At 61.6% G+C, this 21,560-nt stretch carries 19 protein-coding genes and 1 other RNA gene; 12 read left to right on the top strand and 8 right to left on the bottom strand.

The features are described 5' to 3' along the window. The first annotated feature begins 16 nt into the window (after positions 1 to 16). A complete protein-coding gene (locus ACFQND_RS10915; protein WP_371437349.1) occupies positions 17 to 943 on the top strand; it encodes an alpha/beta hydrolase in 927 nt (308 codons plus the stop codon). 72 nt (positions 944 to 1,015) lie between these two features. Here the strand turns inward: ACFQND_RS10915 and ACFQND_RS10910 are convergent, their stop codons facing one another. The 4 genes from ACFQND_RS10910 to ACFQND_RS10895 form a co-directional block, all read right to left on the bottom strand. Next, positions 1,016 to 1,486 carry a YidB family protein gene (locus tag ACFQND_RS10910; RefSeq protein ID WP_371437348.1) on the bottom strand — a complete coding sequence of 157 codons (471 nt, stop codon included), beginning with the start codon at positions 1,484 to 1,486 and terminating at the stop codon, positions 1,016 to 1,018. A gap of 20 nt (positions 1,487 to 1,506) precedes the next feature. After that, on the bottom strand, positions 1,507 to 2,688 hold the full coding sequence (locus ACFQND_RS10905) for an MFS transporter (protein ID WP_371437347.1): 1,182 nt from the start codon (positions 2,686 to 2,688) through the stop codon (positions 1,507 to 1,509). Positions 2,689 to 2,708: 20 nt separating this feature from the next. Then, on the bottom strand, positions 2,709 to 3,473 hold the full coding sequence (locus ACFQND_RS10900; protein ID WP_371437346.1) for a 16S rRNA (uracil(1498)-N(3))-methyltransferase: 765 nt from the start codon (positions 3,471 to 3,473) through the stop codon (positions 2,709 to 2,711). Positions 3,474 to 3,564: 91 nt separating this feature from the next. Continuing rightward, a complete protein-coding gene (locus tag ACFQND_RS10895; RefSeq protein WP_371437345.1) occupies positions 3,565 to 4,716 on the bottom strand; it encodes an aminoglycoside phosphotransferase family protein in 1,152 nt (383 codons plus the stop codon). Positions 4,717 to 4,858: 142 nt separating this feature from the next. On the opposite strand from ACFQND_RS10895, the gene ACFQND_RS10890 reads away from it, so the two are divergent. From ACFQND_RS10890 to rsmA, 3 genes are all read left to right on the top strand, one after another. Beyond that, positions 4,859 to 7,321, top strand: coding sequence for an LPS-assembly protein LptD (locus tag ACFQND_RS10890; protein ID WP_371437344.1), 2,463 nt, complete (start codon positions 4,859 to 4,861; stop codon positions 7,319 to 7,321). Next, positions 7,314 to 8,747 (top strand): peptidylprolyl isomerase, encoded by a 1,434-nt coding sequence (locus tag ACFQND_RS10885; protein ID WP_371437343.1) that lies wholly within the window; start codon positions 7,314 to 7,316, stop codon positions 8,745 to 8,747. The genes ACFQND_RS10890 and ACFQND_RS10885 overlap by 8 nt, the downstream gene beginning before the upstream one ends. 120 nt (positions 8,748 to 8,867) lie before the next feature. Further along, positions 8,868 to 9,623 carry a 16S rRNA (adenine(1518)-N(6)/adenine(1519)-N(6))-dimethyltransferase RsmA gene (rsmA, locus tag ACFQND_RS10880; RefSeq protein ID WP_371437342.1) on the top strand — a complete coding sequence of 252 codons (756 nt, stop codon included), beginning with the start codon at positions 8,868 to 8,870 and terminating at the stop codon, positions 9,621 to 9,623. A gap of 305 nt (positions 9,624 to 9,928) precedes the next feature. Here the strand turns inward: rsmA and ACFQND_RS10875 are convergent, their stop codons facing one another. The 3 genes from ACFQND_RS10875 to ACFQND_RS10865 all read right to left on the bottom strand — a co-directional run bounded on the left by ACFQND_RS10875 (position 9,929) and on the right by ACFQND_RS10865 (position 13,351). Next, the gene (locus ACFQND_RS10875; RefSeq protein ID WP_371437341.1) at positions 9,929 to 10,354 is read right to left on the bottom strand and encodes a barstar family protein; all 426 of its coding nucleotides are present in this window, start codon (positions 10,352 to 10,354) and stop codon (positions 9,929 to 9,931) included. Between the two features lie 64 nt (positions 10,355 to 10,418). Further along, entirely contained in the window at positions 10,419 to 10,745 is a 327-nt protein-coding gene (locus tag ACFQND_RS10870; protein WP_371437391.1) for a ribonuclease domain-containing protein, read from the bottom strand. A gap of 287 nt (positions 10,746 to 11,032) precedes the next feature. Next, positions 11,033 to 13,351: an NADP-dependent malic enzyme gene (locus ACFQND_RS10865; RefSeq protein WP_371437340.1), complete on the bottom strand. Its 2,319-nt coding sequence runs from the start codon at positions 13,349 to 13,351 to the stop codon at positions 11,033 to 11,035. 239 nt (positions 13,352 to 13,590) lie between these two features. Here ACFQND_RS10865 and ACFQND_RS10860 point away from each other — a divergent pair, with 239 nt between their 5' ends. The 8 genes from ACFQND_RS10860 to ACFQND_RS10825 all read left to right on the top strand — a co-directional run bounded on the left by ACFQND_RS10860 (position 13,591) and on the right by ACFQND_RS10825 (position 21,077). After that, the gene (locus ACFQND_RS10860; RefSeq protein ID WP_371437339.1) at positions 13,591 to 14,625 is read left to right on the top strand and encodes an SPFH domain-containing protein; all 1,035 of its coding nucleotides are present in this window, start codon (positions 13,591 to 13,593) and stop codon (positions 14,623 to 14,625) included. Between the two features lie 114 nt (positions 14,626 to 14,739). Next, the gene (locus ACFQND_RS10855) at positions 14,740 to 16,260 is read left to right on the top strand and encodes a DUF4178 domain-containing protein (RefSeq protein ID WP_371437338.1); all 1,521 of its coding nucleotides are present in this window, start codon (positions 14,740 to 14,742) and stop codon (positions 16,258 to 16,260) included. Positions 16,261 to 16,318: 58 nt separating this feature from the next. Then, a complete protein-coding gene (locus tag ACFQND_RS10850) occupies positions 16,319 to 16,537 on the top strand; it encodes a DUF350 domain-containing protein (RefSeq protein ID WP_371437337.1) in 219 nt (72 codons plus the stop codon). A gap of 50 nt (positions 16,538 to 16,587) precedes the next feature. Further along, positions 16,588 to 16,662, top strand: a non-coding RNA gene (locus tag ACFQND_RS10845) — sX9 sRNA. Positions 16,663 to 16,694: 32 nt separating this feature from the next. Continuing rightward, the gene (locus ACFQND_RS10840) at positions 16,695 to 18,230 is read left to right on the top strand and encodes a polyamine aminopropyltransferase (RefSeq protein ID WP_371437336.1); all 1,536 of its coding nucleotides are present in this window, start codon (positions 16,695 to 16,697) and stop codon (positions 18,228 to 18,230) included. A gap of 133 nt (positions 18,231 to 18,363) precedes the next feature. Further along, on the top strand, positions 18,364 to 19,962 hold the full coding sequence (locus ACFQND_RS10835) for an FAD-dependent oxidoreductase (protein ID WP_371437335.1): 1,599 nt from the start codon (positions 18,364 to 18,366) through the stop codon (positions 19,960 to 19,962). Positions 19,963 to 20,083: 121 nt separating this feature from the next. After that, the gene (locus ACFQND_RS10830) at positions 20,084 to 20,434 is read left to right on the top strand and encodes a TA system antitoxin ParD family protein (protein WP_371437334.1); all 351 of its coding nucleotides are present in this window, start codon (positions 20,084 to 20,086) and stop codon (positions 20,432 to 20,434) included. Position 20,435: 1 nt separating this feature from the next. Beyond that, positions 20,436 to 21,077: a zeta toxin family protein gene (locus ACFQND_RS10825; protein WP_371437333.1), complete on the top strand. Its 642-nt coding sequence runs from the start codon at positions 20,436 to 20,438 to the stop codon at positions 21,075 to 21,077. A gap of 73 nt (positions 21,078 to 21,150) precedes the next feature. Here the strand turns inward: ACFQND_RS10825 and ACFQND_RS10820 are convergent, their stop codons facing one another. Continuing rightward, on the bottom strand, positions 21,151 to 21,543 hold the full coding sequence (locus tag ACFQND_RS10820; protein WP_371437332.1) for a glutaredoxin family protein: 393 nt from the start codon (positions 21,541 to 21,543) through the stop codon (positions 21,151 to 21,153). Positions 21,544 to 21,560: the final 17 nt, after the last annotated feature.

The following is a 21,560-nucleotide window of genomic DNA, read 5'->3' as shown; positions in this document are numbered from 1 at the left end:
TGGCAGGCGCATGACCATGCACGCCACAGTCCTGGCCCCTTTTACTGCCCGGGACGGGGAAAACCTCGCCCTGTATGAATGGCCGCTTGACGACTGGGCCGAAGAGATGGGTGCGGATGCGCCGCCGCCGCGCGGTGTGGTGCTGATTGTTCACGGCCTGGGGGAGCATGCCAGCCGCTATGGCCATGTCGCCAGCCGCCTGATGCAGTGGGGTTTTGCCGTGCGGGCCTATGACCAGCGCGGCCATGGAGAGTCAGGCGGTGCGCGTGGTGTGCTGCCGTCGGAAACCGCCCTGCTTGACGACCTGGCGGAAATCGTTGACGACACCCGCCGCCGTTGCCGGCGCCTGCCGCATGCCACGCAGGCGGGGGAGCCCGGTGCAGCCGAAAAGCCCATGCCGCTGATTTTGCTGGGCCACAGCATGGGCGGTCTGGTGGTCGGGCGTTTTGTCTCGCTGAATATCCGCCCGGTCGAGGGCCTGGTGATGTCCTCGCCTGCGCTGGATGCCGGGCTCAGCGCATTTCAAAAACTGTTGCTGGCCGTGGTTCCCAGGCTGGCACCCAACCTGTCCGTCGACAACGGGCTGGACGCGCATTACATCTCACATGACGAACAGGTCGTGAAGAACTATTTTGCGGACCGCCTGGTGCATAGCAGGATTTCCCCGCGCCTGGGCCGCTTCATCGCCACAGCCGGCCCGGCGACCGTGGCCACCGCCGCCCATTGGCGCACACCCACCTTGCTGATGTACGCCGGCGCAGACCGGCTCGTCAATCCAGAAGGCAGTCGCGCCTTTGCAGAAAACGCCGCCAACTCGGCAGACGTCAAACCCGGCACGGTGACCGCCAGATGTTTTGACGGCCTGTACCACGAGCTTTTTAACGAGCTGGACTCAGCGCCGGTGTTCGACACCCTGGGGACCTGGCTGAACGCCAGATTTTGAGCAAAAAGAGGCTGAGGCCGGCTTTAGATGCGCGCCGCCAGCTATAAATACAGTAGCAAAAAAAAGCGCGGCTCAGCGTTTTTGCAGCAAGCCGCCCAGCATGCCCATCAGGTCGCCCGAGTTGCCCAGGCCGCCTTCGGGCGCCTGTCCTTGCGGCGTCAGGTGGTCAATCAGCCCGGGGAGAATGCTGGACAGCTGGCTGGCGGCGTCGCCCGGGCTTACACCCAGTTTTTGCGCCAGGCCTGAGATCGTGTCGGAACCCAGCGCATTGGTGACCTGTTCACCGGACACCGGCTGGTTTTGCCCGCTACCGACCCAGGAGCTGACCGCGTCGCCCAGGCCGGCCTGCTGAAACTTCTGGACAATGCCGGCCAGGCCGCCATGTTCGCTGTCATTGCCCAGCATGCCGGTCACGGCCTGCAGCAACTGGGGGTTGCTGGCGACCATGCCGATCAGCCCGCCAAGGCCGCCACCGGCCCCCGCCGCCTGCTGCCCATTCTGTCCGTTCATGACGGCGCCCAATACCGAATCCAGTAAACCCATGACAAGCTCCAAAAGTTGTTTCAGCCATTTTGGGCTTTAGGTCGCCCCAGCGCAAGCCAGCCCAGCGCCAGGCCGGTCAGGGCCAGCGGCAGCAGGGAGCCGAGGTTCAAAAGCGTCCAGCCCTGGGTCGTGACCAGCACGCCGGACGCCAGTGACGAGACGGCCAGCACCGCAAATACGCAGAAATTGAGCGCACCCTGGGCCTTGTCTTTTTCTTCCGGGCGGTAGGCCGTGAGCGCCAGCGTGGTGCTGCCGGTGAAGAGAAAATTCCAGCCAAGGCCGAGGAAAAAGAGCGCCACCAGAAATTGCTTGAATTCAATGCCCGACAGGGCGATCACCACGCAGAGAATATTCAGAGCCAGCCCCACCGCCATGATGGGCAGCGTGCCGTAACGCTTGATCAGGTGGCCGGTAAAAAAGCCGGGTGCAAACATGCCGATCACGTGCCACTCCAGCACCAGCGCCACATCCGAAAACGGCAGGCTGCAGATTTGCATGGCGATGGGCGTGGCGGCCATCAGCAGGGTCATCACGCCATAGCCCAGCGCGCCGGCAGCTGCGGCGACGATAAAAACCGGCTGGCGCATGATTTCACCCAGCGGCCTGCCTGTGCTGGCCGCATGGCCGCCCGGCGTTTTGGCCGGTGTTGGCGGAAACCGGATAAAGGCCAGCAGGCCCATGGCCAGCAGCGCAATCGCGGCCAATGCCAGGTAGGCGCCCACAAACGGCACAGCGGTCAGGCTGCGTGTCTGCGCAGCCAGGTTGGGGCCGGCCACCGCGCCAATCAGGCCGCCCGCCATCACCAGTGAGACGGCTTTTTCGCGAAATGCGGGCAATGCCAATTCAGCTGCCGCAAAGCGGTACAACTGCGCGTTTGCGTTGTAATAACCCGCCACCACGGTGGCCGCCACCAGCAGCCAGAAGTTTCTGCTGTAGGCCGCATAGCAGCACAGCAGTGCCGAGACCAGCGCCACGGCCAGCCCGAGCTGGAACGATGTTTTGCGGCCAAACAGGCGCTGCGTGTGCGCCACCAGGCCGGTCGAGAGTGCGCCGCCCACCACATAACCCATGACCGGCAAGGTCGCCATCCAGCCCAGCGGCGCAAGGGTCAGGCCCACCAGGCCGTTGATGGCCATGAAGGTGACGTTGTTGGTGAGGAACAGGCCCTGGCAAAAAGTCAGGAGCCACAGGTTAGGGTTCATGGGTGCGCCCAGGGTGGGTTTCAGGTGGGAGAGAGCAGCGATATCAATGACAGGCAGGCCAGCGGCGCGGTTTCAGCCCGCAGCACGCGCGGGCCCAGGGTCACAGGCCTGAAACCGGCGGCCATGGCGGCGGCTTCTTCGGCGGGGCCCAGGCCACCTTCGGGGCCGCTTAAAAAGGTGAATGTGTTGTTGCCGGCCAAGGCCTGGGTCAGCGCCTGCGTTCCGTCCTGCAGCGACAGCAGTAAACGTGTCCCGGCTTGCGCGGGCGGTGTCTGGGCGGCACAGCTTTTCAGCCAGTCACTCAGGCTGGTGACCTCGTGGATCAGCGGCACGCGGTTGCGGCCGCATTGTTCGCTGGCCGCGATGGCTATGCCGCGCCAGTGCGCCAGCTTTTTGTCGGCGCGGTCGCCCTTGATGCGCAGCACACTGCGCTCGCTCATCAGGGGCTGGATGCTGGCGGCGCCCAGCTCGGTAGCTTTTTCAACCAGCCAGTCCATGCGCTCATTGGCCGGCATGCCCATGGCGAGGTGCACGGCACGCGGTGCTTCGCGCCGGGTCGCGGTATAGGCCCCGACCAGGACCTGCACGTCGCTGCGGCCCATGCGTTCTATGGTGGCTTCAAACTCGCCCTCGCTGCCGGCCTGGCCATCGCCCTGCCCGTTGAACAGGGTGATGCTGTCGCCCGGCTGCAGGCGCAGGACCTGGACATGCCGCGCGGCGTGTTCGGGCAGGCCCACAGAGCTTCCCGTGACCAGCGCGAGATCGGCGTAAAAGCGCGCGCTCATGGAGTCACACCGGTTTGCAAACGGGATATTTTTGCTATTAAAACAGTAGCTGGTTGCGCCCGGTTTACGGGGGCCAAGGCTTGATTTGGCATTAAAAAGTGTAGCCTACGCGAGTTTCGTTGCCTTCAATCGTGTCCAGCAGCACCATCAGCGGCCCGAGCTGGCGATAGCGTGCGGCAGTATTGCGTACATATTTGATGAAGCGCGGGGTGTCGGCCAGGTATTTGGGCTTGCCGTCACGCAGCGTCAGGCGCGCAAAAATGCCGAGCACCTTGAGGTGGCGCTGCAGTCCCATCCACTCCACCGCGCGGTAAAACTCGCCAAAATCGTCACCGACCGGCAGGCCTGCCTTGCGCGCCTTTTGCCAGTAGCGCACGGTCACATCCAGCACAAAATCCTCTTCCCAGCTTAAAAATGCATCGCGCATCAGGCTGGCAATGTCGTAGGTGATGGGGCCGTAGACAGCGTCCTGGAAGTCCAGAATACCAAGGCGTGTCCCTGAAGCAGCCCCTCCGGGGGGCTGCGCAGTATGCGAAGCGACAAGCGTGGGGGCCACATTCACCATCAGGTTCCGCGGCATGAAGTCGCGATGTACATAAACCCTGGCGCCATCCAGCGACTGCAGGTTGCTCGCCTTGATCTGCGCGAAGGCCTTGTCCAGCGTGGTTTGTCCGGCGGCGTCCAGGGTGATGCCGCGGTGTTTGGCGACATACCACTCGGGGAAAAGCGCCAGCTCGCGTGACAGCAGGGCCTCGTCATAGGGCGGCAGGACGCCGGGCTTTGAGGAGAGTTGCCAGCGCACCAGCGCATCCACCGCGTCCATGTACAGCTCGTAGTGCGCGGCGGTGGGCTGGGCGACGGCCGTTACTTCAGGTGGGGGCTGGATCACCTCCATCATGGTTTGCGCGCCCAGGTCGCTGAGCAGCATGAAGCCTGTGGGCTCATCCCAGGCCAGGACGCGGGGCGCTTCCAGCCCTGCGTTGGCCATCAGGCCGGCCACCTTTACAAACGGCTTGCAGTCTTCCTTGTCGGGCGGCGCGTCCATGATGATGTAGCTGCCGGGGCCCGCCGCAGCGTCCACCCTCAAATAGCGGCGAAAGCTGGCATCGGCCGATGCCAGTCGCAGGCTTTGAGGATTCAGCTTGTGCGGGCCGTCCGGGTGGGTGATGCTGGCCAGCCAGGTCGAAAAAGCGCCTGCACGGGCCGGGTCGGCCCAGGCGATGGCGTTGGTGGATGCGGTCATGGCTTTTCCAGTCAGGTGAAAAGTGGGTCAGCAGGCCGGGATTCAGGCGCTTGGGCAGGTGCGGCGCCCCCCGGGGCTTGACGTACAGAGGGTCATGGATAATCAGGCCTGATTCTACAAACGGGTTTATCTCCTACCAACGATGCACCGCGCATCTTCTTCGCCTTTTCTCCTTTCTCCGGTGTCCAGAGCCGTGTTCTGCCTGGCCTCAGTGGCCGCGCTGGGAATGGGGTTTGGCGCGCCTGTGCGGGCGCAGGACAATCCGCTGGTGGCCCCCCCCGCCCCGTCGCGGGCACAAGCTCCTGTGCCGGAGGACAAGGGCGCTCTCAAAATGAGCCCCATGCTGGCCGAAAAGGTGCCCGAGGGAGATGCCAATACGCCGCCCACCTTTGTTTTTGGCGACAGGGTTTCCGGCCGGCCTGACCTGGAAACCGTGATTGACGGCAATGCCGAGCTGCGCCGTGGCGGGACGGCCATTCATGCTGACCGCATCGAGTTTTACCAGCCAACCGACACGTTCAATGCGCGCGGCAATGTGCGCATCAATAGCACGGGCAACCAGTTCCGGGGGCCGGAATTGCAGCTCAAGCTGGATACTTTTGAAGGCTACTTCACGGAGCCCTCCTACCGTTTCTTGTCCAATGGGGGCAACGGCGCGGCCGGCCGGATCGATTTTGTCAGCGACAAGATACTGGTTGCGCGCAACGCGAACTACACGACCTGCGAACGAAATGACGAGGCGACCTGGGCACCGGCCTGGGTGATCACCGGCACCAGCTTCAAGTTTGACCAGGAAGCAGAAACCGGCGAGGCCAAAGGGGCTGTGGTGCGCTTCAAGGGCGTGCCCATCCTGGCGGCTCCCACCATCAGTTTTCCGCTCAGCGACAAGCGTAAATCCGGCCTGTTGCCACCCACATTCAGTGTGGACAGCACCAGCGGCGTGATGGTTGGCCAGCCCTATTACCTCAATCTCGCGCCCAACTATGATGCGACGCTTTCGCCGACCATCATGAGCAAGCGCGGCCTTGATCTGGGCGGGGAGTTTCGCTACCTGGATCCAGCCTACAGGGGCAGGCTGCGCGCCAGCTTCATGCCCAGCGACAAGCTGCGCAACAACGAGAATCGCTGGTCCTATGCATTTGAGCACCTTGGCACGCTGAATACCGGCCTGCCGGCCATCGGCAATATCGGGCTCAACCTGAACCTGAATCGGGTCAGTGACAACAACTACTGGACCGATTTCCCGCGCAGCAGCACGGTGCTCACCCAGCGGCTGCTGACCAGCGATGCCATCGCGACCTGGAGTCGGGGCTATTTTTCATCGACGATCCGGGCTCTTAAATGGCAGACCCTGCAGGATCCGCTGTCGCCCATCGTGCCGCCTTACGACCGCCTGCCGCAAGTCACCGCAGCCTATACCCGCGTCAATGCGCCGATTGCCGGCTTGAAAGGGTTTGACTGGTCGATTTCCAGCGATTTCACGCGCTTCTCGGCGGACCGTACCCTGACCTTGCAACCCAATAGCGACCGTGCCGTGGCGCTGGCGCAAATCAGCCGGCCATGGATCTCGCCGGGCTGGTACATCACGCCCAAACTGCAGCTGCATGCCACGAGTTACCGCTTTGATGCCCCGCTGGCCAATGGCAGCCTGTCGGCGTCGCGGGTGGTGCCGACCTTCAGTCTGGACAGCGGCCTGCAGTATGAACGCAAGGCCAGCTTTTTTGGCCGCGACTTTACCCAGACGCTGGAGCCGCGCGCCTTTTATGTGCGCACGCCCTACCGCGACCAGAGCCTCTTGCCCAACTACGACTCGGGCCTCAACGACTTCAACTTTGCCACCGTGTTTACAGAAAACGCGTTTGTCGGCAATGACCGCATTTCGGATGCCAACCTGTTGACGCTGGGTGTGACTTCCAGGTTGCTCACGCCGGACACGGGCGCGGAGGTGGTACGTTTTGGTGTCGCACAGCGCCTGCGCTTTTCAAACCAGAATGTCACCTTGCCGGGCGGGCTGCCCGTGACGGATCGGATCAGCGACATATTGTTCGGCACAACTATCAATTGGGTGCCCCAGTGGTCTTTTGACGGTACCGTGCAATACAACCCCAAAAGCAAAAAGTCGGACCGCAGCAGCATTGGGATGCGCTACAACCCGGGCAACTACCGGGTGATCAGCGCATCCCTGCGGCGACAGTCCGACCCAAATAATCTGGTCGACCCGAGCAGTTCGGTGGATGTCGGCTGGCAGTGGCCCATCAACGATTTGTGGGGTGACAAGGGCAAGGACCTGGGGCCGGGCCGTGGTCAGGGTGGTGGGCGTTACTACGGTGTTGGCAGGCTGAACTACAGCGTGCCGGACAAAAAACTGGTTGATGCGATTGTCGGGGTTGAGTACGATGGCTGCTGCTGGATTGGCCGCGTGGTGTTGCAACGCACCCAAAACAGCACGGTCGCATCAAATACCCGTATCCTGTTCCAGCTCGAACTGGTCGGGTTCTCCCGCTTGGGCGACAACCCCCTCAATACCTTGAAACAAAATATTCCGCGTTACCAGTACTTGCGCGATCAAGTGACTTCGCCTAGCCGTTTTACCAACTATGACTAAATATTTCGTTCCATACCGCGCTCCTGTTTGCAACGGGGCTGCAGGCACGTCCGTTCGCGGGGCGCTGCTTGCCTTGCTGCTTGCCTTGCCCGTCCTGCTGGTACAGGCACAAACCCTCAGGCCATCCGGGCAGTTGCGCGCGCCGGATGCGGCAAGAGCCAGCGCTGCGGGCGCCGGTGCTGCCGCAGGCGGACAGCGGCAAGCGGACTTTATTGTTGCGGTGGTCAATTCAGAACCTGTGACGAACAACGAAGTGCGTGCCAAGCTGATCCGGGTCGAGCAACAACTCACCCAGCAGGGTGCTGTGCTGCCGCCGCGCGCTGAATTGCTGCGGCAGGTGCTGGAGCGCCTGATCAGCGACAAGGCCCAGCTTCAGCTGGCCCGTACTTCCGGCGTGCGGGTGGATGACAACGCCGTTGAAAACGCCGTTCTCGGCGTGGCGCAGCAAAATCAGATGACGATTGAAGAGTTGCGCCGCCGGCTCACTGCGGACGGCATTTCATACGGCCAGTTCCGGTCTGAACTGAAGGACGAGCTTCTTGTCAGCCGCCTGAGGCAACGCGAGGTGGATTCCCGGGTCTCCGTGACGGAAGCCGATATTGACCAGTTTCTGCGCGACCAGGAGGGCAACAACGACCAGTCATCCCTGGAGATCAACCTTGCCCAGATCCTGGTGGCGGTTCCCGAAAACGCGACACCCGAACAAGTCGCAGCGCTGCAGGCAAAAGCAACGCAGGCCGCAGATCGCGCGCGCGCCGGTGCTGATTTTGCGGTGCTGGCCAATGAATTTTCGGATTCTCCTTCGAAGGCTGCCGGCGGCCAGATGGGCCTGCGCAGTGCCGAACGCTATCCACCGCTTTTTCTGGAAGCGACAAAAGACCTGCGTACGGGCGGTATCGCCGGTCCGGTGCGCAGCGGCGCTGGTTTTCACATCCTCAAGGTGGTAGAGAAAAGGCAGGCAGGTATGCCGGGCGTGAACATCACGCAGACCCACGCGCGCCACATCCTGCTGCGCCTGAGCCCCCAGCTCAATGAGGCGGCCGCCAGGGAAAAGCTGGCCGACATCAAAAAACGCATCGCTGAAGGGCAGCTGGACTTTGCCACCGCAGCGCGTGAAAACAGCGCCGACGGTTCGGCAAAAGACGGCGGTGACCTGGGCTGGACCAATCCCGGCAGTTTTGTACCGGAGTTTGAGCAGGTGATGAACGGACTTGCGCCCGGCCAGGTTTCGGATCCCCTGACCTCGCGTTTTGGTGTGCACCTGATCCAGGTCCTTGAGCGGCGCAATACACAGTTGTCCACGCGTGACCAGCGCGAGATGGTTCGCAATATCCTGCGCGAGAAAAAGCAGGAAGAGGCGTATGCACTCTGGGCACAGGAGGTGCGCGGGCGCGCTTATGTGGAGTACCGTGAGCCGCCGCAATGATGTGGCCCCCACGTTCGCTCACTTTGTGTAGCTCTCTGCCCCCCGAGGTGGTTAATTTTCCTAGGGGCGGCCCGTCGGAAAATTGTTGGCCTTGCTCACAAGTTTTGCTACGCAGGTGACATGAAACACATCCCGCGCAAACGCTTTGGCCAGCATTTCCTGACCGACCGGGGCATCATTGATGAAATCGTGCAGGCCATCGCGCCGCAGCCCGGGCAGGCCATGGTGGAGATTGGGCCCGGCCTGGCGGCGCTGACGCAGCCTCTGGTCGAGCGGCTGGGACGTTTGACCGTGATAGAGCTGGACCGCGACCTGGCTCTGCAGTTGCGGGCGCATCCGCAGCTTGCGGTTGTGCAGTCCGATGTTCTCAAGGTCGATTTCAGGCAACTGGCTGCTGATGCCGGCGCCAGGCTTCGGGTGGTCGGCAACCTGCCGTACAACATCTCCACCCCGATTCTGTTCCACCTGCTGAAAGTTGCCGATGTGGTCGAAGACCAGCATTTCATGCTCCAGAAAGAAGTCATTGACCGCATGGTGGCGGGGCCGGCGACCAGTGACTATGGCCGGCTCAGCGTGATGCTGCAATGGCGCTACGCCATGGAGAACGTGCTTTTTGTTCCGCCGCAGAGCTTTGATCCGCCGCCGCGCGTGGACAGCGCCGTGGTACGCATGGTGCCGCATGCCTCTCCAGAAGCGGTGGATGCCCGGTTATTCAGCGAAGTCGTCAGGGTTGCGTTCAGCCAGCGCCGCAAATTGCTGCGCCATTCCCTGGGCAAGTGGCTGGAGCAGCGCAATTTCAGCGGCACGTTTAACCTGCAACGGCGTGCCGAGGAAGTGCCAGTTGCGGAGTACATCGCACTGGCACAGCAGGCATAAAAAAGCCCGGCATCACTTGAGGTGACCGGGCTTTTCAACACTAGGCAAAACAATTTCCCGACGGGCCGCCCCTAGGGGAAATTAGCCCCCTAGGGGGGGGCAGAGAGTTACACGCAGTGAACGAACGTGAGGGTACTACCTCTAGGCGGCAGCCAGCCAGTAACCCGCATTGAACGGACTGCTCATGCGCAATGCCAGTGGTGACACATCTACCAGCTTGTCGGTAGGCATGGGTTCTTCACCTTCTGCAACTGCTTGTGGGGCCTCATTCGCCCGATCCCCTTGGCCGATGTCTGGGGAGCGGGCTACAGAAAAGAATAGAAGCATCTGAACGGGATTTTCCTATCCGCCCAGTAATCCGCGGCATCCCTGAAGATGTCGAGAAGCTGCTCACGCGCTTCCTTGTCGAATTTTGCATTTGCCGGGATTTGCTCCAGCACCACGATAAAACCGGGCTGAGGCCCTGATTTGTGAACCAGGTCCGTCATGCAGTCGTAAAGCGCATCAAAGTTTTTACCAAAATGTGCCGGGAAGGTGTACTGCGCCGCAATCATGTCCAGGATGTCCTGTTTGCTCTGGGCATTGCCCAGGTTGGCATACAGGAAATGCTGGTTCAGGTGTGTAGCCGCATCCTGCAGTTCCTGCACGCGGAAAGCGCGTATGGATTGCACGATGTTGGGCCGCACCCCTTTCAGGGGAGTATCAGTATCCTTACGAAGTGGTGTATCCATCTCCGCATCTCTTTCTATGAAGTCAAAAACTCAAAATAACAACCACAGTCCCATTGACTGAACTTCACTGAGTAATCTTACGAAAACTCGCATAGTGGTCGTCGGTGTAATAACAGGCGTCAGGCGCGGCGGGTTTCAACCCGCCACAAATGATGCGCCGGGCTCCCCGCGTACGCTCACTCGGCGTCCTGACGGTGTATTCACGGTAATAACCACGTTTTTTGGCCGGGAGAATTCGCTCCCGGTTGCCAAACACCGTGCCGTCCTTGTCGTACCGAAACGGACCGCCCTGGTAAATCAAAGCCATCACGCTTTGCCCCTGTGGGGGCAATTGGGATACTGCAATCGTGTCAGCCGGACCCATGGACGCCGGCCCTTTGGCCTGCACCATATTGGGGCTTAACCCAATAATTCCGGTAAATCCGACCAGCAAGGCCAGCCAGACAGCTGCACCGGCTTTAAGCCAACGCCCATACCCATTGCGCAACATGAAAAATACCTTTCTTGAATCCAGCGTTTGACCCGGAGCCATCAGCTCAAATTTCGGGTTAACCCTTAAATTTCAAGAAGGGTAGTTTGCCGCATATGGGCAGAAAACGCAAGGGGGTGCTGAAAATTTAAGCACCAACGATCAGGGTAACAGGTCCTGAAAGTTAGTGCTAGCTGTCAAAGTCTTGCCTATCGTGCCGCATTTGCGTCGGCGACCGTCAGGGCTGTCATATTGACAATACGGCGCACCGTGGCTGTGGCGGTGAGGATATGCATGGGTTTGTTGGCGCCCAGCAGCACGGGGCCGATGGCGATATTTCCGCCTGCTGCTGTTTTAAGCAGGTTGTAAGAAATATTAGCTGCATCAATGTTGGGCAGTACCAGCAGGTTGGCTTCACCCGCCAGTGTGCTGTTGGGCATGATCAGGGCGCGCGCGCCCGCATCCAGTGCCATGTCGCCGTGCATTTCCCCATCGACTTCCAGCCAGGGGGCTTTCTCGCGCAACAGCTCCAGCGCGCGCCGCATCTTGGTCGCGCTGGGCTGATTGGACGAGCCAAAGTTGGAGTGCGACAGCAGGGCCACCTTGGGTTTGATGCCGAAACGCATCATTTCCTCGGCAGCCATGGTGGTGATTTCGGCCAGCTGTTCCGCCGTCGGGTCATAGTTCACATGGGTGTCCAGCAGAAACACCTGGCGGCCGGGCAGCAGCAGGCCGTTCATGCAGGCATAGGTGTTGACGCCTTCGCGTTTGCCGATCACCTGGTCGAGGTAGTCGAGGTGGTGTGCCGTAGTTCCCCATGTGCCGCAGATCAGGCCATCAACATCGCCTTTATGCAACAGCATGCCCGCGATCAGCGTGAGGCGGCGGCGCATCTCGATCTTGGCCATCTGCACCGTCACGCCGCGGCGCTCCATCATGCGATGGTAGGTCTGCCAGAAATCACGGTAGCGGTGGTCCTGCTCGACATTCACCACGTCATAATCCAGCTCTTCCTTCAGGCGCAGGCCAAATTGCTCGATGCGCCTGGCGATGATGGCGGGGCGACCGATCAGGGTGGGTCGCGCCAGGCCCTCGTCCACCACAATCTGGCAGGCGCGCAGCACGCGTTCTTCCTCGCCTTCGGCATAGGCCACGCGCTTGCGTGATGCGGCTTTTGCGGCCGTAAAAATCGGTTTCATCACTGAACCCGATGCGTAGACAAAACTCTGCAGCTTTTCGCGGTAAGCGTCCAGATCCTGGATGGGGCGCAGGGCCACGCCGCTGTCGGCCGCAGCCTTGGCCACCGCCGGAGCGATCTTCATCATCAGGCGCGGGTCAAATGGCTTGGGGATCAGGTATTCGGGGCCAAACGCCAGCTTCTCGCCCACATACGCGGCAGCCACAACCTCGCTCTGCTCGGCCTGGGCCAGCTCGGCGATGGCGTGAACTGCCGCGATTTCCATCTCTATGGTGATGGTGGATGCGCCTGCGTCCAGCGCACCGCGGAAAATGTAGGGGAAACACAGGACGTTGTTGACCTGGTTTGGGTAGTCTGTGCGGCCAGTGGCCATGATGGCGTCGTCGCGTACCGCCTTGACATCTTCCGGCGAGATTTCGGGATTGGGGTTGGCCAGGGCAAAAATGATGGGCTTCGCCGCCATTTTGGCGACCATTTCCTTTTTGAGCACGCCGCCGGCCGACAAGCCCAAAAAGATATCTGCGCCTTCGATGACGTCGCCCAGGGTGCGGGCCGAAGTCTTTTGCGCGAACTGGATCTTGTCCTCGTCCATCAGTTCGGTACGGCCTTCGTAAACCACACCCGCCAGGTCGGTGACGAAAATGTTTTCGCGTGGGATGCCGAGCTTGAGCAGCAGTCCGAGGCAGGCCAGCGCCGCCGCACCCGCGCCGGAGGTAACCAGTTTGACCTTTTTCGGATCCTTGCCGGCAACCTTCAGGGCATTCAGCATGGCCGCACCGACGGTAATGGCGGTGCCGTGCTGGTCATCGTGGAACACCGGAATCTTCAGGCGCTTGCGCAGCTCGCGCTCGACATAAAAGCAGTCGGGCGCCTTGATGTCTTCCAGGTTGATGGCGCCGAAGGTGGGCTCTAGCGCTGCAATGATGTCCACCAGCTTTGCAGGGTCCTTTTCGTCGATTTCGATGTCGAACACATCAACGCCGGCGAACTTCTTGAACAGTACGCCCTTGCCTTCCATGACGGGCTTGGACGCCAGCGGGCCGATATCGCCCAGGCCCAGAACGGCCGTGCCGTTGGTGATCACGGCCACAAGGTTGCCGCGGCTGGTGTACTTGAAAGCGTTGTTCGGGTCCTTGACGATCTCTTCACAGGGGGCCGCTACACCGGGCGAGTAGGCCAGGGCCAGGTCACGCTGGTTGATCAGTTGCTTGGTTGCGCAGATGGCCACCTTGCCGGGCGTTGGCAATTCGTGGTATTCGAGCGCGGCGCGGCGCAGCTCGGCACGTTTTTCCTGGGTTTTATCCGGCGTTGCAGGGGAAGAAGTCGTCATTAAAAAAGGTCTCCAGCGGCGACGGTCGAAGGACCGCCAAATTCTTCTAAGGTCCGCGATTGTAGGCCGTTTAGGGGGAAAACCCTAGTAGGTGAATCTACGCAAAACGGGAGATGCGGTTTTGACTTTTGGGGCCGTAATGGCCAGGTCTTTCCAGGCGCTGCCCGGCCAGTTTCCACTGTGCCAGCGCAGCAATGAGCGCTATCATGGCTCCAAAACTCACCAAAAGGGCGTGCAGCATGGCTTTAATGGACTTCATCAAGAAGCAGTTCATAGACATCATCCAGTGGACCGAGTCCGATGATGGCACGCTGGCCTGGCGCTTCCCCATGCGGGACATGGAGATCCAGAACGGCGGCTCGCTCACCGTGCGCGAGTCCCAGATGGCGGTTTTCGTCAACGAGGGCAAGGTGGCCGACGTCTTCGGCCCCGGCACCTACAAGCTGACAACACAGACCTTGCCGGTGCTGACTTACCTGAAGAACTGGGACAAGCTGTTCGAGTCGCCTTTCAAGAGCGATGTCTATTTTTTCAGCACACGCCAGCAGATCGACCAGAAATGGGGCACGCCCCAGCCCATCACGATTCGTGACAAGGATTTCGGCGCCGTGCGCTTGCGCGCTTTCGGCAACTACAACTTCCGTATTGCCGACCCCAAGCTGTTCCATACCGAAATTTCCGGCACACGTGACAGCTACACCACGGCCGACCTCGACGGCCAGTTACGTGGCCTGGTACTGCAAAACATATCCAATGCCATCGCGTCCAGCGACATCGCATTTCTTGACCTGGCAGCCAACCAGCTGGCTTTTGCGCAGGCACTGGTCACCCAGCTGACGCCCGAGTTTGCAAAGATAGGGCTCAAGCTGGAAGGCATGACGGTACAAAACGTCTCGCTGCCCGAAGAGCTGCAAAAAATCCTCGACCAGAAAATCGGCATGGGCATGGTCGGCAACGACATGGGCAAGTTCATGCAGTACCAGACCGCACAGGCGATCCCAAAATTCGCCGAGGGCGGTGCGGGCGGCAGCGGGATTGCCGGTGATGCCATGGGCCTGGGGGCCGGTGTTGCGCTGGGCCAGGTGCTGGCGCAAAACCTTCAGGCCGGCCTGCAGGGCCAGCCCGCGCAGGCAGCGCCTGCAGCCGCTGCAGGGGTTAAACCCGATGACGTGATGGCGACGCTTGAAAAACTCGGTGAACTCAAGGCCAAGGGCATCCTGACGCAGGAAGAGTTTGACGCGAAGAAGGCCGAGCTGCTTAAAAAGCTGGTCTGAGATGAGGCCCCCACGCTCGTCACTTCGTGTACTTCGCTGCCCCGCGAGGAGGCCGTCGCTTGCTCGGGGCGGCCCTTCGCTGCGCGCGTTCCGCGCTGACGACTATTTCTCCTTGTGATTGAAGCCAGCCCGCAACGCGCTTACCGCGCCGCTTGCCCCGGCTGCGGCGCGCCCGTTGAATTCCGCAGTGCCCAGTCGACACATGCGGTATGCGCGTTTTGCCAGAGCACCGTGGTGCGCAATGGCGACACGCTCTCGCGCATCGGCAAGATGGCCGAACTGTTCGACGACTTCAGTCCGCTGCAGTTGCAGGCTTCGGGTGTTTTCCAGGGGCGCAGCTTCACCATCGTCGGGCGCCTGCAGTACAAGTACGACAAGGGCACCTGGACCGAGTGGTATGCCGTTTTCGGTGATGGCAGCGCCGCCTTCCTGAGCGAAGACAACGGCGCGTATGTATTCACCCTGCCGACCAGCCTGCAGCGCGACATCCCCCTGGCCGAGAGTTTTCGCGTCGGCGCCACCACGGCCATCAATGCCAAGCCATTCAGCGTGGCGTCCAACGAGCAGGTGTCGCTGTTGTCGGCACAAGGCGAGTTACCGCATTTGCCGGCGCTGGGCCGGCCCTTTGCCATGGTGGAACTCAGGAGCGCCGAAGGCGAAGTCCTGAGCATTGACTACGGCCCCACGCTGGCCTCAGGGGCTCCTGCTTTGTCGCTGGGCCGTGCTGTCATGCTGGATGACCTCAAGCTCAGCGGCCTGCGCGATGAATCGGCAAAAGAAGAAAAAGGCACACAGTTCAATTGCCCCAACTGCGGCGCGCCGGTGGAGGTCAAACTTGCCACCAGCAAAAGCATTACCTGCCGCTCCTGCAACAGCATCATTGACCTGTCGAAGGGCACGGGCGCAGCGCTGCAGCATGCGATCCAGGACGAGCCCGTCAATCCGCTGATTGCATTGGGCAGCACCGGCCAGCTGCAAGGCGCCGAATGGCAGGTGGTGGGCTTTCAGCACCGCATGGGCCATGAGCCGGGCGATGATGATGAGTCCTTTGGCTGGGACGAATACCTGCTCTACAACCGCAAGCGTGGGTTCACCTTTCTGGTGGACGCCGAGGACGGGTGGAGCATCGTCAAGCCCGTCACCGGCGCGCCGGTGTTCAAGGCCGGCGCACAGAGCGCCACTTACCTGGGCAGCAGCTACCCGCTGCAGGGCAGCTACAACGCAGAAACCACCTATGTGGCGGGCGAGTTTTACTGGCAGGTCGCGCGCGGTGAAAAAACATTCAACCGCGACTTTGCCAACGACAAGTCCCTGCTGTCGCAGGAAGAGACCGGCACCGAGGTGACCTGGTCCAGCGGCAGCAAGCTGGATGGCGCGCTGGTCGCTACGGCATTCAAGCTCAGTGACAAGGCGGCGCTGTTCAAGCGGGCCGATGCAGCGCCGCTCAGCGGTGCCCGGCGCATGGGTTGCATCACCATCATCATTGTGGTGATCCTCATACTGGTGCTTTTGGCGCTGTTGGGGCGCTGCTCCCGCTGCGACCCGAATGTCCAGAATTGTTCTTCGTCCAGCAGCGCCCGCACCTCGGGCGGCTCTTATGGCGGTTTTTCCGGCAGCAGTGGGGGGCACAAATAAATGAGACTTCCACGCTGCGTTTTCAGTGGCCCGCGTTTATCGTTTTCTGGAGAACATCATGGATATGGAATGGCTTAAACCCGCCGCGGTCTTTGGCTCGATTTTGTTCGCGCTGATAGGCGTGGTCATTTTCTGGCTGAGTTTCCTCATCATCGACAAGATCACGCCTTACGACCTGTGGCAGGAGATTGTTGAAAAGCAGAATGTTGCGCTGGGGATGGTGGTGGCGGCCATGAGTCTGGGCATCTGCATCATCGTAGCCGCCGCTATTCACTAGTGGCTACCGAGCGGCCCGGATGCTGCGTTGGTACGGTGCTCCGAATCCTCATGTACCTGAAGTACATTCCGGTTCGTCCGCTCCGCCCGCCTTGCCTGCGGGCCGCTCGCTACGCCCTTGAGTCCGTCGTTAAGCGGCTCGCTTCGCATCGCGTTGCATGAAAACAGAAACTTCCTCTTCCCCTCGCCCACTCGAAGTCGCCTTGCTCGCCAGCGTCTTTGTAGTCGCGGCCTGCGGGCTGGTTTATGAGCTGGCCGCGGGTGCGCTGGCGTCGTACCTGCTCGGCGATTCGGTGCTGCAGTTCTCTACCGTGATCGGCAGCTACCTGTTTGCCATGGGCATAGGGTCCTGGCTCTCGCGCTTTTTCGAGCGCCAGCTGCCGGCGCATTTTTTACGCATAGAACTGCTGGTGGCCCTGGTGGGTGGTGCGCTGCCAGCTATTCTTTTTGTAGCAAATGCCTTTGTGCCCGGCGCCTTCCGCTTTTTGCTTTATGCCCTGGTGCTGCTGGTCGGCACGCTGGTCGGGCTGGAGATTCCGCTGGTGATGCGCATCTTGCGGCGCAACGTGGCGCTGAAAGAACTGGTTTCGCAGGTACTCACGTTTGACTACCTGGGGGCGCTGGCGGTGTCGCTGGCTTTCCCGCTGGTGCTGGTGCCGCAACTGGGGCTGATTCGCACCGGGCTGCTGTTTGGTTTGATGAATGCCGCGGTGGCCGTGTGGGCGCTGTGGCTGTTTCGTCATGAGCTGCGCAATTTCAGGGAACATGCGCTGGCATGTGCGCTGACCCTGGGCGGCCTCTTTGCCGGTTTTCTTGGCGCGGAGCGAATCACCACGCTGGCCGAAGACCACTTCTACCAGGACCGCGCGGTCTATACCGCCACCACGCCTTACCAGCGCATCGTGGTGACGGCCGGGCGCGGCGGCCACAAGCTGTTCCTCAACGGCAACCTGCAGTTCGCCGAGCGTGACGAATACCGCTACCACGAGGCCCTGGTGCATCCGGTCATGAGCGCCCATGGCGCGCCGAAAAAAGTCGCCGTGCTGGGCGGCGGCGATGGCATGGCGGTGCGTGAAATCCTCAAGTACCCGGGTGTTGAAAGCGTCACACTGGTGGAGCTGGACCCGGCCATGACAAGGATGTTTTCACAGCAGCCGGCGCTCAGGCGCCTCAATGCCGATGCGCTGCTGTCGCCCAAGGTGCATATCGTCAATGCCGATGCCTTCCAGTGGCTGGATACAACACCGGGGATGTTTGATGTGGTGGTTGTGGATTTCCCGGATCCCACCAATTTTTCCATAGGCAAGCTCTACACCAACTCGTTTTATGCGCTGCTTGACAGGCATCTTGCGGCCAGCGGTTATGCCGTCATCCAGACCACATCGCCATTGGTGGCACGCCGCAGTTTCTGGACGGTGGTCAGCACCATCGAGTCTGTCGGCCTGCAGGCCACCCCCTACCACGCGAACGTGCCCAGCTTTGGCGAATGGGGTTTTGTCGTGGCCAGCCGCCGCCCTTTCAGTCCCACGACGCAAGCCGGCCATTTGCCGCCTGGACTGCGCTTCCTGAATTCGCAGACGCTGCCCCTGCTGTTTGATTTCCCGCTGGACATGGCGCGTGTGCCCGCGCCCGTCAACCGCCTGTCGAACCAGGAGCTGGTGCATAGCTACGAACAGGAATGGGGAAAAATGTGAAGCCCCCACGGTCACTCACTGCGTGTAGCTCCCTGCCCCCCTGGGGGGCCGCTGCGCCTGCGGTCCGGCAAAGCCGGTCCCGCGGCCCCAGCTGGAAGGGAGCGGGAGCCAGCGGCACCACATCAGGGCCGCCATGAAGCGTCGCCAATTCCTCGCAGCCACCGCTGCCCTCCCCCTTGCCGCATGCGATGCCGCTCGAACGATAGATGGCGGCTTCGTCGGCGTCAGCGACGCGCGCGGCCATTTGCTGCGCGCCGCCTCATGGCCCGCGCCGGCCACCACACGACGCACCCGCGTGCTGATTGCCGGTGGCGGCGTTGCCGGGCTGGCGGCGGCCCGGGCGCTGCGCCTGCGCTCCATCGAGGACTTCACCCTGCTGGAGCTGGAAGACAGCGCCGGCGGCAACAGCCGTGGCGGCGAGGTGCACGGCGTGCCTTGCCCGCTGGGTGCGCATTACCTGCCGGTGCCCGGCGACAGCGCGCATGAAGTGCAGGACCTGCTAGAAGAACTGGGTTTGCGCCAGCGCGTGGCGGGTCGTTGGGTGTACGACGAGCGCCATTTGTGCCACAGCCCGCAGGAGCGGCTTTTTATCGATGGGCAGTGGCAGGATGGCTTGCTGCCGGTGCAGGATGTGGACGCCAAAACGCTGGCTGACTACCAGCGGTTTGCCCAACTGGTGCAGCAGGCTTCCAACGCTGCAAAGTTCCCGATTCCAGTGGCAAACAGGCCTTTGGCCGCCGTCCATAGCGCGCTGGATGCTATCACTTTTGAAGCGTGGCTGGACCAGCATAACCTTGCCGCCAAGCCCTTGCGCTGGTATCTGGACTATTGCTGCCGTGACGATTACGGCGCCGGTATCGCCAGTGTTTCGGCCTGGGCCGGCATTCATTATTTCGCCAGCCGCCACGGTTTTTCTGCGCCGGGTGATGAGCCCTTGTCCGAGCGCGATGCCGGTGTGCTCACCTGGCCGCAGGGCAATGGCTGGCTGACGCAGCGCCTGATCCAGCCGCTGGGCGAGCGCCTGCGAACGGGAAACGTCATCCTGCGGGTTGCGGCCGGCAAGCATGGGGTTGAGGTCGATGCCTTCAACACCAGCACCCAGACCGTCGAGCGCTGGCTGGCCGGGCATTGCATCCTGGCCATGCCGCTGTTTGTGGCGGCGCATGTGGTCGAGAACCCGCCACCGGCCTTGCGCGAGGCCGCCGCCCGGCTGCGTTATGCGCCATGGCTGGTGGCCAATATCCACATCAAGGCCGCGCTGCATGACCGGCCGGGCGCAGCGCCCAGCTGGGACAACGTGATCTACAGGCCGGACATGGATGGCAGTTCCGGCGAGGGGTTGGGCTATGTTGATGCGAAACACCAGAGCCTGGCCGCAGTGCCGGGCGCCACGGTGTTGACGCACTACCGAGCGTTTGGCATCGCGCCTGCGCAGCGTAAAAACCTTTACGGCCAACCCTGGTCGCACTGGCGCGATGTGGTCCTTGGCGAGCTTTCGTTGCCGCACCCGGACCTGCAGGAGAAAGTCACCTGCATGGACATCATGCGTTACGGCCATGCCATGAGTACGCCGGGGCCGGGCACCAGGAGCAGTGCTGCATTGCGGGCGCTGCAGGGGCCTTTGCCGGCGCCCTGGCAGCGGCTGCATTTTGCACACAGTGATTTGTCCGGGTATTCGGTGTTTGAGGAGGCTTTCACGCATGGCCACCGGCGGGGGATGGCGCTGGCGTAGCTGTGCGCCATGGTTTCGGGGACACCGTCGGACAGGCCATAACCCGGCAAAACCCGGTCTTCTGGGTGGCGTTTGCAATTATCGCCTTTATGGCGCAAAATGCGCCATAAAGGAGCGCGTTATGACCACCCCCAGCAACTTTGCTTCCGTCAAACTTCCCCTGAGCCTGGTTGAGCAGGCCCGGGAGGCTGCCCAGCCCCTGCGCCGCTCTGCCGCAGGCCAGATCGAGTATTGGGCCACCCTGGGCCAGGTGGTCGAGCATTCCGGCCTGACGGTACAGGAGGCGCAAACGGCGATCGAGGTTTATGAGGCCGCCGCGCGCAAGGCGCGGCCCCAGGCCCGCACGAAAGATACCCAGGCAGACGGGTTGATCGCCCGTTTTATGGCGGTAGAGGCCGATGGCAGCCTCGCGCAGCGTGTGCGTGACGTGATTGCGGGTAAGCGCAGCAAGGGCCGCAAAGCAGCCGCCTGACATGGTGCAGGCCATTGCACTGCACCCCCGGCGCCGCAAGGACAAACCGGTTTTTTACCTGCTCGCAGGCCCCAATGGTGCCGGCAAGTCGACGCTGTACACGGCGCTGGTGCAGGCCGGCACCATCCCCGCCAGCGTTGAATTCGTCAATGCCGACCTGCATGAAGCCGCCCACCTGCAGCACATCGCCGATCCGCAGGCCAGGTCGGAAGAGGCGAGGCAGTGGTCCGATGCTCGGCGCGCAGAACTGCTCAGGTTAGGCCAGTCGTTTGTCAGTGAGACGGTGTTTTCCCATGAGTCCAAACTCGCGCTGATTGAAGAGGCGCAAAGCCTGGGATTTTTTGTCATGCTGCTGGTCGTGTGCCTGGACGATCCGCAGCGCCTTCTGGACCGCGTGGCCGGCCGCGTCAGCGAAGGCGGCCATGCCGTACCGGCCGGGCGAATACTTGCCCGTTACCCGCGCACCCTGGCCAATCTTGCCGTGGCCGTGCGCCTGGCTGATGCGGTCGTTCTGTACGACTCGCAGGACGTGAAGCCGGGCACGCATGCCGCCGTAGCTGTCTGCAAACGTGACTGGACCCAGGAGCAAGTCAGCCCGTTGCCGCGTTGGGCACAAAGGCTGTTGGGCAAGCTCAGCAGCTAGGGCGCCTTGCCGGCATCTGCCGTGGCGTTGCTGGCAGTTCGGTCCAGCGGCGCCGGGAAAAACTTAACAACCCTCACGCGGTCGCAAAACGGCCACCAAGATACGCAACAATCTTGTCCGAGTCGTAGAGCCACTGGCTGTTGCCGCTGTCATCGGTAATTCTCAGGCAGGGCACTTTGGTCTGTCCGCCGTGCTGCAACAAGTCCTGCCTGTCACGGCCTTCCTGCTGTGCGTCAATGCGCTTGATGTTCAAGGACAGGCGGCTGATTTCCTGCCTGACCTTGATGCAGAAGGGGCAGGTTTTGTACTGGTATAAAACCAGGGCCTGACACTGCTGATCCACTTTTTCCTGCGCCGCTTGCGGGCGCTCCAGGCCTTTCGGCCGGGTCAGTGTTTCCTTGAGCAGCAGCACCGGACCAAGGATGAGGCGCAGGGTTTTGAAGAAGAAGCGGATAAAAAATTTCATGGCCAATTTTAGAGGCC

The organism is Polaromonas aquatica, from assembly GCF_042659145.1.
GTDB lineage: Bacteria > Pseudomonadota > Gammaproteobacteria > Burkholderiales > Burkholderiaceae_C > Polaromonas > Polaromonas aquatica.
Note: the sequence above shows the minus strand (reverse complement) of the source record. Positions and strands in the feature narration are given on the sequence as shown.

What these genes read in the sequence shown, in the direction of transcription:
- ACFQND_RS10915 (WP_371437349.1), top strand. Translation starts at nt 17, where the DNA reads ATGCACGCCACAGTCCTGGCCCCTTTTACTGCCCGGGACGGGGAAAAC.
- ACFQND_RS10910 (WP_371437348.1), bottom strand. Translation starts at nt 1,486, where the DNA reads ATGGGTTTACTGGATTCGGTATTGGGCGCCGTCATGAACGGACAGAAT.
- ACFQND_RS10905 (WP_371437347.1), bottom strand. Translation starts at nt 2,688, where the DNA reads ATGAACCCTAACCTGTGGCTCCTGACTTTTTGCCAGGGCCTGTTCCTC.
- ACFQND_RS10900 (WP_371437346.1), bottom strand. Translation starts at nt 3,473, where the DNA reads ATGAGCGCGCGCTTTTACGCCGATCTCGCGCTGGTCACGGGAAGCTCT.
- ACFQND_RS10895 (WP_371437345.1), bottom strand. Translation starts at nt 4,716, where the DNA reads ATGACCGCATCCACCAACGCCATCGCCTGGGCCGACCCGGCCCGTGCA.
- ACFQND_RS10890 (WP_371437344.1), top strand. Translation starts at nt 4,859, where the DNA reads ATGCACCGCGCATCTTCTTCGCCTTTTCTCCTTTCTCCGGTGTCCAGA.
- ACFQND_RS10885 (WP_371437343.1), top strand. Translation starts at nt 7,314, where the DNA reads ATGACTAAATATTTCGTTCCATACCGCGCTCCTGTTTGCAACGGGGCT.
- rsmA (WP_371437342.1), top strand. Translation starts at nt 8,868, where the DNA reads ATGAAACACATCCCGCGCAAACGCTTTGGCCAGCATTTCCTGACCGAC.
- ACFQND_RS10875 (WP_371437341.1), bottom strand. Translation starts at nt 10,354, where the DNA reads ATGGATACACCACTTCGTAAGGATACTGATACTCCCCTGAAAGGGGTG.
- ACFQND_RS10870 (WP_371437391.1), bottom strand. Translation starts at nt 10,745, where the DNA reads ATGGTGCAGGCCAAAGGGCCGGCGTCCATGGGTCCGGCTGACACGATT.
- ACFQND_RS10865 (WP_371437340.1), bottom strand. Translation starts at nt 13,351, where the DNA reads ATGACGACTTCTTCCCCTGCAACGCCGGATAAAACCCAGGAAAAACGT.
- ACFQND_RS10860 (WP_371437339.1), top strand. Translation starts at nt 13,591, where the DNA reads ATGGCTTTAATGGACTTCATCAAGAAGCAGTTCATAGACATCATCCAG.
- ACFQND_RS10850 (WP_371437337.1), top strand. Translation starts at nt 16,319, where the DNA reads ATGGATATGGAATGGCTTAAACCCGCCGCGGTCTTTGGCTCGATTTTG.
- ACFQND_RS10840 (WP_371437336.1), top strand. Translation starts at nt 16,695, where the DNA reads ATGAAAACAGAAACTTCCTCTTCCCCTCGCCCACTCGAAGTCGCCTTG.
- ACFQND_RS10835 (WP_371437335.1), top strand. Translation starts at nt 18,364, where the DNA reads ATGAAGCGTCGCCAATTCCTCGCAGCCACCGCTGCCCTCCCCCTTGCC.
- ACFQND_RS10830 (WP_371437334.1), top strand. Translation starts at nt 20,084, where the DNA reads ATGACCACCCCCAGCAACTTTGCTTCCGTCAAACTTCCCCTGAGCCTG.
- ACFQND_RS10825 (WP_371437333.1), top strand. Translation starts at nt 20,436, where the DNA reads ATGGTGCAGGCCATTGCACTGCACCCCCGGCGCCGCAAGGACAAACCG.
- ACFQND_RS10820 (WP_371437332.1), bottom strand. Translation starts at nt 21,543, where the DNA reads ATGAAATTTTTTATCCGCTTCTTCTTCAAAACCCTGCGCCTCATCCTT.